Genomic DNA, 14,770 nt, shown 5'->3' with positions numbered 1-14,770 from the left:
AAAAGGCAGAAAAAGCAGTAAATTGGTAGGTCTGGATGAAAGATTTTACTGAATAGAAGAAGAATATGAATGGAACGGTAAAAGTTGAATTTAGAGTTTGACGTGAGTCTTATAGCAATTCCAGTAGCGCTTTAATGACGTCTGGATGCTGAATATAACCATCAATATCATGCAGATGATAGATGGAGGTATGAATCTCCTGATTAATAATCGCCGGCTGAAACTGTAAGGGTGGTTCTGATAATGGAAAGGTAGTCAGAAAATCATCGCTACAATAGAAATTTATCCAGTCGCCTGAAAGTGCAGCAGGTCGTACAATCGGTTGAGGCAGATGAGCCTGGATGACCCGAAATGCCAACGGTGATCCAAGAGTAATAAAACGCCTGATATTCAGCTCCGGATGCTGAATCAAATAATTATAGGCAATCACGCTGCCAAGCGAATGTGCCACCAGAATCTGTGGCCTGCTGCTATAGAGTTGATCATGAATGCGGCGGTGAACTTCCTGCATAAAATGTGGGTTGGCCAAATAAAGATAAGTTTCCAGCAAAACTTATGCAAAAAGCTGGCATGTAAGCTGGGAAAATAATTGATGAGTACCGCAAAATCCCGCAAGGCAATATCTTTGCTTAATGCTGTAATGAATTTCAGTTTTTGATTGAAATTCAGGACATCATCAATATTCGACTGCGGGACGTCACAAATTTGATAGGTACACTGGTCTGGTGGCGATGCCGGTTGCAGCTGTGCGGGATGTAAAAAAGGGAAATGCGGCCACTGTTGCGGCATCAGGGTGCTGGCATTCAAGACGTTATGAAAATGATGCCGAGAAAGTAAATCGCCATAAAAAGGGATACGGATATGCCGTTTTAAATAAGTAAAACGGGCTTGCTGTTGTAGGTTTTTCTGAAGGCCTGTTTTGAAGAGATGCAGCCAATGTTGACGTAATGAAGTAGCCGTATATTGTTGCTTGTTCATGCTGTGAATAAACACAATTTTCATCGACGCACCCTTAAGGCTGCCCACTATGGTTATAGTATAGATAAAAAAAGAGCGGCCGGAGCCGCTCTTTTAAAACTGATGATTAAGACTTGTTGTGATAAAAGGCATAATAACTTGCATAACACGCTGCAATAAATAACAGACAGCCTACGAAGCTGATACGCATTGATGGATCAAAGACCATACTGATACAGGTAATAAAACAGAACACAAAGCCCAGGATTGGCACAATCGGGAACAATGGTGCAGCAAAGCCCAGTTCTTTGGTCGTATGACCCTGTTTATACCACTGACGACGGAAGTTGAACTGGCTTAAGCAGATACTCATCCAGACCACCACCATGGTAAACGCCGCAACGCCCAGCAAGTTGGTAAAGATCGTCTCTGGCGCAAACTGTTCAGACAATAAACCTGGTAATGCACCCAGCATGGTCACCATGACTGCAATATACGGTACACCGCGAGCATTCAGTCTTGAGAATACGGCAGGCAACTGTTTGCTGTATGACAATGACCACATCATACGTGAAGCAGCAAATAAGCCCGAGTTGGCAGCAGACAACAACGCAGTGATAATTACAAAGCGGATGATGTCTTCAGCATATGGGATACCAATGTGCTGGAATACGGTTACGAACGGACTGCTACTCACGCCTTCAGCGGCTAAGCCTGCTTCCTGATGCGGAAGTAATGCCGTCACCACGATAATGGTACCCACAAAGAAAATTAATAAGCGGAAAATCGCAGTATTAATCGCTTTAGGAACATTTTTCGCAGGATCTTCAGTTTCACCGGCAGCAACACCAATCAGCTCGGTACCAGAGAAGGCAAAGTTCACGATCAGCATCGTAGCAAAAATCGGAAACAGACCTTCAGGGAACCAGCCCTGTGCAGTCAGATTGGTAAATAAAGGCGCAGCTTCATAGCCTTGATAGCCCAGAACACCAAAGATGGCCAATAGACCTAAAAGAATAAAAGCAACAACCGTGACCACTTTTACCAGTGCCAGCCAGAATTCGGATTCGGCAAACCAGCGGGTAGAAATCATATTTAGACTAAATACGAATACACCAAAGATAATGGTCCATAACCACATGGAAATGTCAGGGAACCATTCCTGCATCAGCAAGGCCGCTGCAGTAAATTCAGTTCCGAGAGTGACCGACCATGTCAGCCAGTATAACCAGGTGATGGTATAGCCTGTGCCTGGTCCAATATAACGTTTGGCATAAGCGCCAAATGAACCAGATTCTGGCATATGAACGGCAAGTTCGCCCAAACATAGCATCACCATGTACGCGATAATACCGCCCAGGAGATAAGCGAGAATGGCACCTACAGGCCCCGTTTGTGCAATGACTTCACCCGACCCTAAGAATAGGCCTGTTCCGATTGCGCCACCAAGCGAAATCATGACCAGATGTCGAGTACTCATAGCGCGTTTTAAAGGCGCAGAATTGCCCTGATGCGTAGCATCATTCGGAGATGAGTGCATAGGAAATAAGAAATACTTCAAAGGAATGAAGCGAGCTATTGTAGTGAAAAACTACAAATCTGCAATCGAATAATGGTAATTTCGAATAAGGTCTGATCGTATGAGATCAATAGATGGCGTCCCTACGGGGATTCGAACCCCGGTTACCGCCGTGAAAGGGCGATGTCCTAGGCCTCTAGACGATAGGGACGTTGCGAGGTGATGCGTATATTAAGGACTAAGCCGGGTTTTGTCAAAAGGGTTTTTGCTAAAATTCATTTAACAGTTTAAACATTAGGCAAAACAAAAACTTTATTTTATTAAAATGTTATTTTCTGAACAGATTTCAAGACTATAAAAAATAAATATTTGAAAAGATCACTAAAACTTAGTGATCTGGAGTTTGATATTGCTCAGGCTGAGAGTTTTCAGCTGGGGTTGATACTGTCTCAGTCTCCGCAATGTTGTCATCATCACGGTTGACGATATAGAGATATAGCGCGGACGGGGCTAAAATCAGTAAAACCAGTAAGATCTTTTTTAACATGATACAAAGGCAAAATATGAAATCGCATTAATTATAGCCTAAGCAAATTAAAAAGAGCAGCAGCATGTACCTATTCAGGCTCTAGAATTTAAAAGTAACATCTGCAATAAATTGGCGGCCGATTTCAGTCATTACACGTGGTCTATCATTTGAGGTCGAGCCTGTTGTATAGGTATTCACGCGGTTGGTGACGTTGTTAATGATTAAACCAAAAATTGCCCTTAAATCTTTTGAAATTTCCCAATCATAGGTGGTGCGCATATCCCATGTAAATTTTGGTTTAATTTCAGAGGCTAAATAGGTGTCAAGCAGTTCACCTTCATACTCGACTTTGTCATTTTTATTGGAGACTACAACCATATCATCGTAACTGTTTTTATAGCTAAAGAAGTTTGAAATACGTACAGGCAGTGTATCGAATGTAATATCCCAGTTTACTCGTGCGGTCCATGGTTGGTTAAAGTTTGGGGCAGGGCGGTCTGACCAACGGATAATTTGACCATCATAAGAGACCCATTCATCTTGAGTGGCTTGATCATAGGCTGAAGTGTAATCTACATAACTGCGGAAGACTTCACTGTAGTCAAATCCCAAGGCAAATAAATGTTGGCTATCCCCCAGTGCGATCGGTTGACGATTTTTAAGTGTTAAGGCGTAGATGTCAGCTTTGCCACTTCCATCATTGTTATATTCGTAGAAGAATTTTGATCCATCTAAAGGAGTAACTTTAGTTTTTGATATTTCATCCTGATATTTACGATTGACCCATTTTAGCCCTAGATCCCAATTCTGGATTTGTGTATTCAGGCCTAAAACAGTCTCGTCACTGAAAGGGGTATTGAGCGCTGAACTACGCGCACCGCTGGATAGTGCAGTTTGTGTTTCTACCCAAGTCGCATGTGGGTTTTCACGTGACAGTTTGTAGAGCAAATCATTTTGAATTTCATTCAGCTCTGTACCTAAAGTTTGCTGACCATAGTAGCGATTCCACCCAGCGGATAAATGCAATTGATCATTACTAAAGGGTTTGTAAGAGAGACGACTGCGAGGGGAAATATTGATATTACTACTCAAAGAGTCATAATCAGCACGAACACCAAGGCGTGTTGAAAATTGATCATTCCACTGAATATTATCTTCAATAAATATATTTAGGCGATCTTGCTGAGCTTTGATATCACCAGCTTTGTACAGAGTCCCACCAGCGATATATTGTCCATTCCAACCATTTATAGTTAGTTTCTCATCACAATATGGGTCACTTTGAAGGCAGGTAGTATCTTTGCCAAGTTCTTTTAAGTTGATCTTTGTCGCGAGTAAAACATCCTCGACTCGTTTCCACGCAACATTAGCATGGCTATAACCCGTACCTATAGTCATGTTGTGTTGGGATTGACCAAGTTTAAAAGGGTCTATATTCGCTTGTAGGTCATAGGAAAGGACGTCTTGGCGTTGTTCAATCTCTCCCATGATGGCGCCCTCTCGAACTACATCGGTATTATTCCAATCTTTACTTCCTTTGGCGTAGTACCAATGCATACTGTAGTTATTGTCAGCAATACGTTGTGTCGCCGAGTTTTGGAAATTAAGTTTGTGTACGAGAGTACCTAAGTTGAAGCGATGTTCAAGTTCCGAGAACAGAGTAAGTGTTTCGGTTTCAGTAGTACTACCTGAATCACGATTGCTGTCCACATAACTTAAGCTATCGAGCAAACCATAATCGAAACCAAACTTCGCTTTGGTTGAGGCGTTTGGTGTATAAAATAATGTTGCACCAAGATTTGAGATATGTCGTTCTTGATCAATTGTTTTAGGTGTTTCAAAGCCACTTTTGACTGGAATAATGGACTCTCGTTGAGAAGCATAAGCATTAAAGCCCCAATCATTCGAGAGCTTCCCATAAATATTGGTGCTTACACCTTGTTTGGTATATTCCTTTTGGTAGTCATCTGTAGGTTCTTCAAATTTACTTTCTTCTAAAGGTGAAATTGAGTTGTAGCGAGCCCAATCACTTTCAGTGTAATCGTAAGTGATAGAACCGTGAATTTTACCTATCTCTGTTTGCGGTGCACATGTTTTAGCATTTACAACCCCACCTGTGAATTGACCATAAGCGGCAGACACATTGCTATCTAATACTTCAAGCTCACAAAGTAGGTCAGTGTTCACTGCCATAGCTTGTGCGCCAGTCCCAATATCTTGAAATGTATTTATGTTTGAATTTGCTGGATTAATAAGTAGGTTGTTGGAAACACCATTCACAATGAAATTGTTTTGGAAGGTTTGTGCACCATTAATTGAGATTTCGGCAGGTTTAATTTCACCTTGAGAACCTGCTGCAAGTTGTGACTGACTAAACTGCACATTCGGATTCACTTTTAAAAAATCGGTAATGTTCTTTGAGCTATTTGGCGTACTTTCTAAATCTTCTTTTGAATAAACTGTTTTTCCCACTTCATTTGCTTGCTGAGCTTCGATAATAATCGTGCTGAACTTAACCGTAGCTTCCTTGAGGATGGATTCTTGATAATTTGATTCTTCTGCAAAACTAGATGTTGATAAAGCTGTTAGAACCGCAATAGAAAGTGGGGAATAAGCAAAACGCATGAGAAGGGTTAAATCTGCGAAAGATAATGGAAGTGATTATCATTAACTTAGAGTAGGTAATCAATAGTAATGAGAATTATTTTCATTAATTAATTGATAAAAGTGTAGGACTTGAGCAGCTTAAGATGCTGATCAAAGAAATATAAAGAAGAGAAAAAATAGATGGCGTCCCTACGGGGATTCGAACCCCGGTTACCGCCGTGAAAGGGCGATGTCCTAGGCCTCTAGACGATAGGGACGTTTAGAAGATGGCGGTATCTTATTGATCCGCCACCAGAGTGTCAAGCAGGTGAGGTGCGAGTTTGTTTAAAATATAGCAAAACAGTTCAGCGGTCTTCTGCGTATCATATAATGCAGAGTGTGCTTCTTTGCCATCAAACTCGATTCCAGCCTGAATACAGGATTTTGCCAGTACGGTTTGACCAAACATCACCGCGCTTAAAGTCACTGTATCGAAGACAGAAAAACTATGAAACGGGTTCTGGTTTTTGGTTCCGGTACGCGCAATCGCGGCCTGAAGAAAACCTAAATCGAAATGTGCATTGTGTCCGACTAAAACTGCATGGGTACAATTTTGCTGGCGACGCACTTCATTCACCGATTTAAAAATGCGCTTGAGTGCAGTTTTCTCATCTTCGGCCATGGCGATTCGCATTGGATTAGAAGGATCGATCCCAATAAACTCCAGCGAACGTCGGTCGAGGTTGGCTCCCTCGAAAGGATTGATATGTGCATGGTAAGCTTGACCCGGCACAAATTGACCCTCCTCATTATAAACAATCGGAATGGCCGCAATTTCCAGCAATGCATCAGTCTGCGCATTAAAACCTGCAGTCTCGACATCGACAACTACAGGTAAGAATCCACGAAAACGTTGACCAATGATTGGGAGCGTTTCATTTGTCACACTTTTCTCCATTGAATGGTTTTACCAGCATACAGTGGGATAATCTGTTCACCATCCAGATAGTCTAAACTTTCAGGGATTACTTGATCTTCTTTAACCAGGGTAATGGTATTGGTATTACGTGGCAGGCCATAGAAGTCTGCACCAAAATGGCTGGCAAAACCTTCCAGGCGTTCAATTTTACCCACCTGATCAAATGCCTGAGCATACAGCTCAATGGCAGTCGGCGCACTATAACATCCTGCACAGCCACACGCATTTTCTTTTGCATTTTTTGAATGCGGCGCGCTATCTGTTCCCAGGAAAAATTTAGGATTACCGCTGGTTGCGACTTCCAGCAAAGTTTGCTGATGCGTTTGACGTTTTAAAATCGGCAAGCAGTAGAAATGCGGCTTGATCCCACCAACCAGCATGTCATTGCGGTTAAACAATAAATGTTGCGGCGTAATGGTTGCAGCGACATTACGGTCTTGCTCAAGTACAAAGTTTGCTGCTTCGCTGGTGGTGATGTGTTCGAGCACCAGTTTCAGCTTGGGAAATTGTCTGAGTAAGGGAGCCAGCACTTCATCCAGGAAACGCTTTTCACGGTCAAAAATATCGACATGATTATGCGTCACTTCACCATGTAGCAATAAAGGCACTTGGTGTTCTTCAAGCTGTTCAATTACGCCGTAGACTTTGCTCATATCGCTCACACCACTATCGGAGTTGGTGGTCGCACCCGCAGGATAGAGCTTGATGGCATTGACATGCGCAGATTCTTTGATCTTTTTAACTTCACTTGCCGGGGTGTTGTCAGTGAAATACAGCACCATACGCGGGTCGAAATTTACCCCTTCAGGCACATGTGCCATGATACGTTCACGGTAAGCATTGGCCTCTTCGACGGTTTTTACGGGTGGCACCAGATTTGGCATGCAAATGGCACGAGAAAACTGCTTGGCTAAATCGGGAACGGTACGTTGAAGTGCTAAACCATCACGCAGGTGAACGTGCCAATCATCTGGCTGGAGAATCGTAATCGTATTCAAGGCAAATTCAGTCGAACAAATAAAACAAATGATAATCCATCTATAGTAAAAATGGTAACGAGAAAGCGCTACAAAATAAGGGATATGTATAAATTAATTTTAAAAAGTATGTTATTTTAAAATTAATAAAAAAATTACATAAATACTTGGCAATGGAATACAAGTACAATCTAGCGAAATTGCAAGATGATAAAGAAGACATAGAACAACTGATTACACGGCAAAGCCAGCGTGTAGGCCCGGTCTTCCCTCAAAATCTGGAACAAGAATTCTGGACCAAAAATCTGGAACGCGCCCGCAAACATGTCGAAAAATATGTGTGGGCTGGAGTACTAGCCTATTTCCTTTTTTTGGTGGTGATGATTCCCACAGATTACTGGAGCATCAGCAAAGAATATTTCGTACATGATTTTGTCCTGTGTATGTTGGGCTTGCTCAATGGCGGCGTGTCGCTAATTATCTTTTATATGTTCTCGTGCTTACCCAAGATCAAGCGCTTTTTTCCTCAGGCTTCGATGCTGTTGGTATTCTGGGTACAGGTGTCAATTTCATGTATCACCATGTCGATTAAAACTGATGCCTTGCAGCATCAATCCATGGCGATAGTCACGATCGTATATATCCTGGGTTATGTTCTGACCGGTATTAAGCCGATTCAGATGCTGGTCACCGGATTACTCGCTGCGGCAACTACTATTCTTGTATTGTTTAGCCTTTCAGTTGAATTTAATCCTATGGTTTTTGGCCGGATTTTAATTGGAAGTTGCTTGCTGGGTTATGTGATTAGCCATATGATTTTTGCCCGTGAACGTGTGATTTTTCTCTATAGTATTCGCGCCAGAATCAGTGAGCAGATCCAGCGTATTCATACCAACGAATTATTACATTTGAGTCAGTACGATGAACTGACCAAAATTTCCAATCGACGGACTTTTGATGAGACGCTGCAAGTGCATTTCGAAAGTGCACGCCGTGAAGAAACGGCATTAGCGATTCTGTTTATCGATGTGGATTTCTTTAAGAATTACAACGATTTTTATGGGCATCAGAAAGGTGATGACGTCATTTCGACTATTGCCAAAACCATCAAAAATGCGATCCGTCATATGGACTTTGTCGCACGTTATGGTGGGGAGGAGTTTGTAGTGCTCTTGCCAGAAACAGATGCACATGGTGCTTATGCAGTGGCTTCAAATATTTTTAAGGCGATTGACCGTCTGGAAATTCCACATGAAAAATCCTCGGTTGCGAAATATATCACCATCAGTTTAGGCATTACCGTCTATCGTGGTGAAGATGATATTGATAAAGACGCCTTATTGGGAATCGCGGATCAGGCGCTATACCGCGCCAAACAGCTTGGACGCAATCAGATTTATTATCAGTCCATTCGTTCAGTGAATTCAGATATTGCAAATGGCTAGATATTTTTAAAATGAATAGAACAATCATCAATAAAAAACCGCTCATCAGGAGCGGTTTTTTATGCAACTTAAATGACTAAAACTTAGTTTTTGTCTTTCAGTTGTGGCACTGCAGATGCTGAACCAACTGCGAGTAAACCAGTCTCTGTATAGATGCCCAGTTTAGCACGAGTATCCGTGATGTCGAGGTTACGCATGGTCAACTGACCGATACGATCCATCGGCGAGAACATAGAATCACCTTTCTCCATAGTCAAACGCTCAGCTTCATAAGTGAGGTTCGGAGATTCAGTATTCATAATGGTGTAGTCATTACCACGACGCAGTTCGATCGTTACAGTACCGGTAACTGCTTTAGCGACCCAACGCTGTGCAGTTTCACGTAGCATAAGCGCTTGAGAATCGAACCAGCGACCTTGGTAAAGCAAACGACCTAAACGTAGACCGTTAATACGGTATTGTTCAATCGTATCTTCGTTATGAATACCCGTTACCAGACGCTCATAAGCGATGTGAAGCAGCGCCATACCCGGAGCTTCATAGATACCGCGAGATTTCGCTTCGATGATCCGGTTTTCGATTTGATCCGACATACCTAGACCGTGACGGCCACCGATGCGGTTCGCTTCAAGAATGAACTCAACTGGATCTTCAATGCGTTGACCGTTAATGGCAACCGGGAAGCCTTCTTCAAAAGTAATCGATACTTCTTCAGCTTTTACTTCTACGTCATCTTTCCAGAATGCAACGCCCATGATTGGCTCAACGATTTTGATGCCTGCATTCAGGTATTCAAGATCTTTGGCTTCGTGTGTCGCACCCAGCATGTTTGAGTCAGTTGAATAGGCTTTTTCTTTTGACATTTTATAGTCAAAGCCATTGTCGATCAGGAACTGTGACATTTCTGCACGGCCGCCCAGCTCGTCAATGAAGGTTTGGTCTAACCAAGGCTTGTAAATTTTAAGCGCAGGATTGGTCAACAAGCCATAACGGTAGAAACGTTCAATGTCATTGCCTTTATAAGTCGAACCGTCACCCCAGATGTTAACGTCATCTTCTTTCATGGCAGTTACAAGCATGGTGCCAGTTACTGCACGACCCAATGGCGTCGTGTTGAAATAAGGCATACCACCTGTAGAAATATGGAACGCGCCACATTGAATTGCAGCAATACCTTCTAATGCAAGCTGTAAACGGCAGTCGATTAAACGTGCTTTTACTGCGCCATAAGCTTCAGCTTTTTTTGGAATCGCATCGTAATCGTCTTCGTCTGGCTGACCCAAGTTAGCTGTGTAAGCATAAGGTTCAGCGCCTTTTTGTTTCATCCACAAAAGAGCAGCAGAAGTATCTAGACCACCAGAGAAGGCAATACCAACTTTTTTACCTACTGGGACATTCTGCAAGATAGTTGCATTATCAGACATTGTTCATCCTAATGATATGAAATAGGCACGCCAGAATTGGTGGCCTGAAAAAATACATATTGCATCAATTGTATCATTAATTTATTTAGGTTTGCTTTAGAAAAGAAAAACTCGTTTTTAAAATCTCTATTCAATAGGCTTAAATAATCATAAATCGCACGATTTTCACCAGAATCCTGCTGAAAACGGAAGAAATTGGTTATATTCAGCCGAATAAAGTTAAAAATCAGATAAAACAGGAATAAAAGCATGGCGACTCGCATTCCACCTTTACCTAATTTAAATCCTAAAGCTAAGAATGAAACGCTGGCACTGTTACATGGGATTTATGCCGGCCTGATTGGTTTTAGTACAGTGCTGTTTTTATATCTTGAATATCAGCAATCCAGTATTTCCATGCTGAGTTTAGGTGTGGTGCTGCTGCTTTTAGGCTTGCTGATGTTTTTTAATATACAGGCCAGTATCAAGGTGAAGCAGGGCAATGGTTCAGGACGGACTTTATCCAGAGTGATGGCAATCCTCATGCTGTTCAGTTTTCCGATTGGGACAGTATTGGGTGCGATTGCATTATGGAAATCCAGTGCAAGGCAATGGCAGCAATAATTTAATTGCGAAGGTTCGATATAAATATGCCACCAATTGGTATTTGTGCCTGAGAATGCAGACCTGATAGTCATAAAAAACTCCTAAAAATCAGTTAAAGTACCTTTATAAGATTTAAGCTATTAGCCAAATAAAAATCAGGGATATGTTATGACTACGACGCGCTATGCCAATATTTTAAAACCACTTCATCTGGGTTTCACCACCATTAAAAACCGGGTGGTAATGGGATCGATGCATACTGGTCTGGAAGATCGCTTTTATAATTATCCTAAACTGGCAGCTTATTTTGGCGAACGTGCAAAGGGTGGTGTGGGTCTGCTGATTACAGGTGGAATATCGCCAAACCGTCAAGGCTGGCTGTTGCCGGCGGGCGGTACCATGAATACCTTGGGCGATATTGCACCACATCGTCTGGTGACACATGCAGTGCATAAGCATGGTGCTAAAATTCTTTTACAGATTCTGCATGCCGGACGTTATGGCTATCAGCCTTTTGTGGTTTCGGCCAGCCCGATCAAATCACCAATTTCTCCTTTTAAACCGCGTGAAATGTCAGATAAACAGATCCTGAATACCATTCAGGATTATGTGAAAACTGCCATCATTGCCAAAAAGGCTGGCTATGATGGCGTGGAAATCATGGGTTCTGAAGGCTATTTGCTGAATCAGTTTTTAAGTCGTCATGTCAATCAGCGTATTGACTGTTGGGGCGGCCCGATTGAAAACCGGATGCGTTTTGCCGTAGAAATTGTTAAAGCGATTCGCGCTGAAATTGGTGAGAAATTTATTATCTGTTTCCGTTTGTCACTTCTCGATTTGGTACATGATGGCAATACCATGCAGGAAGTGATTACCGTAGCTAAAGCTTTGGAAAAGGCAGGAATTACTTTGCTCAATACCGGGATTGGCTGGCATGAAGCACGTATTCCAACTATTGTGACTTCCGTGCCTCGAGCTGCTTTTGTCGATTACACTTCTGAAGTTAAGAAACATGTTTCGGTGCCGGTGATTGCCTCTAACCGGATCAATATGCCAGACACTGCCGAGGCGATTCTGGCCTCTGGTCAGGCAGATATGGTACAGATGGCACGTCCACTTTTGGCCGATGCTTTCTGGGTCAACAAAACCGCAACCAATCGTGTTGATGAAATCAATACCTGTATCGCCTGTAATCAGGCTTGCTTGGATCATACCTTTAAAAATCAGCGCGCAACCTGTCTGGTCAATCCGCGTGCCGCTTATGAGACCGAACTGGTCTATGTCAAAACCAAAAAACCGAAAAGTATTGCAGTGATTGGTGGTGGTGTTGCAGGTCTGTCAGCGGCTACTGTCGCAGCCAGTCGCGGGCATGATGTCACTTTGTTTGAGGCCAGTCATGAAGTAGGCGGGCAGTTCAATCTGGCTAAAGTGATTCCGGGGAAAGAAGAATTTCACGAAACGATTCGTTATTTTAAAGTGCAGCTAGAAAAAACCGGAGTTGATCTGCGTCTCAATACCCGAGTCAACCGCGAGCAGTTGGAGCGTGAGGGTTTTGATGAGGTGATTGTGGCTACAGGGGTTGTGCCGCGTGCCTTGAATATCGAAGGCAGTCAGGCACCACAAGTATTATCTTATGCAGAAGTGCTACGTGGCGCACCTGTCGGTGATCGTGTTGCGGTCATTGGCGCAGGCGGGATCGGTTTTGATGTGTCCGAGTTTTTATTAAAGCCACCGCATCAAATACAGCCGCAACCTGTGGATGAGTGGAAGCGTGAATGGGGTGTAGATTCTCATCCAGATTATGTGACTGAAGGCGGGTTACAGCGTGCTGAAGTAGAACCTCCAGTACGGGAAATTTATCTATTACAACGTAAAAAGACACCGCTTGGCGCAGGACTAGGCAAGACTTCAGGCTGGGTACATCGTGCCCAGTTAAAAAAACATGCCGTGCGGATGTTGCGCGGTGTGCAATATAAATCTGTCACGGATGAAGGCTTATGGATTGAGGTAGATGGCCATGCTCAATTATTGCGTGTGGATACCATTGTGGTATGTGCAGGTCAGGAATCGGTAAAAGACCTGATGCCGAGTGCTGGGGAAAATACCTTGGCGCAGTATCATATTATTGGCGGTGCAAAACTGGCTGCTGAACTCGATGCCAAGCGCGCCATTCGTGAGGGAGCGGAATTAGCAGCTAAACTGTAAGGATTTGATGAAACTATATGCAGTTGATTACATTCACTGTAATTTTCACTTGTCAGCCGGACAAAAGCTCCGTATTATTGCGCCCATGGAAGCGTGGCAGAGCGGTTTAATGCACCGGTCTTGAAAACCGACGAGGGTGTGAGTCCTCCGTGAGTTCGAATCTCACCGCTTCCGCCAAATTTTAAAAACCCTAGTCGAAAGATTGGGGTTTTTTTATTTCTATGATTTTAATAAAACGATTTAAAATAAGCTGATAGCGAACAAAGTCAAAATTTTAAAATTCCATAATTAATAAATATTCTTTAATTGCCTACTTCAATTTTGATTAATGCCAACGCAATTCTTTCCACATGTTGGTAAGCTGGTTGTTCCAGTTCTTCACCAAAAATATCCGGGTCAATTTCTTCATAGGACCAGATTATATTTTGATGCTGTTTCATCAAATCTTTAAGATGCTGCAAAAACAGATTGCCATGTTCAGTCACGGTCACACCGGTATATAGAAATAAATGTCCGCCAGAATTCAGGCGCTGTAGACCTTCTTTTATAATCCTGAATGATAAATCACAGCCATCCAGCGCATTACCGCCATGACGATATTGACGTTGTTCGGGATCAATTAAATACGGTGGATTAGCAAAAATCAGATCAAATTTTCCATCAAGATTGGAAAATAAATTACTTTGAACCGGATGAATATGGTTTAAGCCGGCAAAACTGATATTAATCTGGCTATAGAGCAAGGCTTTGGGATTCAGGTCTGCAACCATCATTTCATTCACATCTGGAAAATGTCTGGCAATGCTGATCGCGGCTGCTGAAGTGCCACAACACATTTCCACGACCCGTTTAAAAGGGCGAGGCTGAGCAGCTAGATATTGCTTGAGATGATAGATAAAGCGATACGTATCCGGACCGAAAAATACCGCATCTTGCTGAGTGGTTGGAAAAGCTGAATGAATAAAGAGTTCGCCATCGAGTGAAGAAACCCGAACCTGACTCAAGTATTGATCTTCCTGAACCTGTAGAAGCTGATGTTCTTGCAATAATGTAAAAAGGGCAGAATCAAGATCAGTTTTTTTAAAGTTTAGATTCCAGCCAAAGATATCCTGATGGGTTCTGTGCTTATAAATTTCATTCTTTTTTCGATTCAGAATTCGCTGGTGGGAAAGCGGTGTAATGGTCGTAAACTGATAATCTTGTTGTTTTAAAAAGGCTAATAAATAAAGCAAAGCTTGCTGCGGGCTGCTTTGAATCTCTAAAATTTGGTTCATACGGATATGCTCTTCTATTTATTTAACCTACATGAAAAGATTAATTCACTTTATGCCTGCAAAAGACAATATCAAACCAGTCGTGAATGATCAAAGCTATACAGCACTGGATTCCATGGAAAGGGATCAGTTTATATTCACCTAAATAATGCATTGCTTAGGTAAAAATGTGATGAGAATTGGTTGGATTTGTATAGGTCGTAGGCATAATTTTATTGGTTAAGCAGCCTTATTATGATTTTGCGAACTATTATTTTTTATTCATGATTATACGTATAAAAAATGGCTAT

At 42.3% G+C, this 14,770-nt stretch carries 10 protein-coding genes, 3 tRNA genes and 1 pseudogene; 4 read left to right on the top strand and 10 right to left on the bottom strand.

Going from position 1 to position 14,770, the window contains the following annotated elements; genetic code table 11:
* Nucleotides 1–109 precede the first annotated feature (109 nt).
* From ACTL4S_RS02825 to pyrC, 8 genes and pseudogenes are all read right to left on the bottom strand, one after another.
* A pseudogene (locus tag ACTL4S_RS02825) lies at nucleotides 110–1,002 on the bottom strand (alpha/beta fold hydrolase).
* An 82-nt stretch (nucleotides 1,003–1,084) separates the two neighbouring features.
* The gene (locus ACTL4S_RS02820; protein WP_153566642.1) at nucleotides 1,085–2,497 is read right to left on the bottom strand and encodes an amino acid permease; all 1,413 of its coding nucleotides are present in this window, start codon (nucleotides 2,495–2,497) and stop codon (nucleotides 1,085–1,087) included.
* 114 nt (nucleotides 2,498–2,611) lie between these two features.
* Nucleotides 2,612–2,687: transfer RNA gene (locus ACTL4S_RS02815), tRNA-Glu, on the bottom strand.
* Between the two features lie 177 nt (nucleotides 2,688–2,864).
* Complete coding sequence (locus ACTL4S_RS02810; protein WP_441298707.1) at nucleotides 2,865–3,023, bottom strand: hypothetical protein; 159 nt, start codon at nucleotides 3,021–3,023, stop codon at nucleotides 2,865–2,867.
* An 81-nt stretch (nucleotides 3,024–3,104) separates the two neighbouring features.
* The gene (locus tag ACTL4S_RS02805) at nucleotides 3,105–5,630 is read right to left on the bottom strand and encodes a TonB-dependent receptor plug domain-containing protein (protein WP_441298706.1); all 2,526 of its coding nucleotides are present in this window, start codon (nucleotides 5,628–5,630) and stop codon (nucleotides 3,105–3,107) included.
* A gap of 163 nt (nucleotides 5,631–5,793) precedes the next feature.
* Nucleotides 5,794–5,869, bottom strand: a tRNA-Glu gene (locus ACTL4S_RS02800).
* 20 nt (nucleotides 5,870–5,889) lie between these two features.
* The gene (gene rnt / locus ACTL4S_RS02795; protein WP_004279557.1) at nucleotides 5,890–6,549 is read right to left on the bottom strand and encodes a ribonuclease T; all 660 of its coding nucleotides are present in this window, start codon (nucleotides 6,547–6,549) and stop codon (nucleotides 5,890–5,892) included.
* Nucleotides 6,534–7,568 carry a dihydroorotase gene (gene pyrC / locus ACTL4S_RS02790; RefSeq protein WP_004279558.1) on the bottom strand — a complete coding sequence of 345 codons (1,035 nt, stop codon included), beginning with the start codon at nucleotides 7,566–7,568 and terminating at the stop codon, nucleotides 6,534–6,536. The genes rnt and pyrC overlap by 16 nt, the downstream gene beginning before the upstream one ends.
* Before the next feature lie 152 nt (nucleotides 7,569–7,720).
* Here pyrC and ACTL4S_RS02785 point away from each other — a divergent pair, with 152 nt between their 5' ends.
* Nucleotides 7,721–8,992, top strand: a complete 1,272-nt coding sequence (locus ACTL4S_RS02785; protein ID WP_348942362.1) for a GGDEF domain-containing protein — start codon at nucleotides 7,721–7,723, stop codon at nucleotides 8,990–8,992.
* An 83-nt stretch (nucleotides 8,993–9,075) separates the two neighbouring features.
* Here ACTL4S_RS02785 and argG read toward each other — a convergent pair whose 3' ends face one another.
* Nucleotides 9,076–10,416, bottom strand: a complete 1,341-nt coding sequence (gene argG / locus ACTL4S_RS02780) for an argininosuccinate synthase (protein WP_004279561.1) — start codon at nucleotides 10,414–10,416, stop codon at nucleotides 9,076–9,078.
* A gap of 249 nt (nucleotides 10,417–10,665) precedes the next feature.
* Here argG and ACTL4S_RS02775 point away from each other — a divergent pair, with 249 nt between their 5' ends.
* The 3 genes from ACTL4S_RS02775 to ACTL4S_RS02765 all read left to right on the top strand — a co-directional run bounded on the left by ACTL4S_RS02775 (nucleotide 10,666) and on the right by ACTL4S_RS02765 (nucleotide 13,383).
* Nucleotides 10,666–11,019, top strand: a complete 354-nt coding sequence (locus ACTL4S_RS02775) for a hypothetical protein (protein ID WP_004279563.1) — start codon at nucleotides 10,666–10,668, stop codon at nucleotides 11,017–11,019.
* A 150-nt stretch (nucleotides 11,020–11,169) separates the two neighbouring features.
* The gene (locus tag ACTL4S_RS02770; protein WP_441298705.1) at nucleotides 11,170–13,206 is read left to right on the top strand and encodes an FAD-dependent oxidoreductase; all 2,037 of its coding nucleotides are present in this window, start codon (nucleotides 11,170–11,172) and stop codon (nucleotides 13,204–13,206) included.
* An 87-nt stretch (nucleotides 13,207–13,293) separates the two neighbouring features.
* A tRNA-Ser gene (locus ACTL4S_RS02765) sits at nucleotides 13,294–13,383 on the top strand.
* A 125-nt stretch (nucleotides 13,384–13,508) separates the two neighbouring features.
* Here the strand turns inward: ACTL4S_RS02765 and ACTL4S_RS02760 are convergent.
* The gene (locus ACTL4S_RS02760; protein ID WP_313565053.1) at nucleotides 13,509–14,480 is read right to left on the bottom strand and encodes a methyltransferase; all 972 of its coding nucleotides are present in this window, start codon (nucleotides 14,478–14,480) and stop codon (nucleotides 13,509–13,511) included.
* Between the last annotated feature and the right edge of the window lie 290 nt (nucleotides 14,481–14,770).

The sequence above is a fragment of the Acinetobacter lwoffii genome, assembly GCF_052078135.1.
In the GTDB taxonomy this organism is placed as follows: Bacteria; Pseudomonadota; Gammaproteobacteria; order Pseudomonadales; family Moraxellaceae; genus Acinetobacter; species Acinetobacter lwoffii_Z.
The sequence above is the reverse complement of the archived record's forward strand: the minus strand, read 5'-3'. Positions and strand labels throughout refer to the sequence as shown.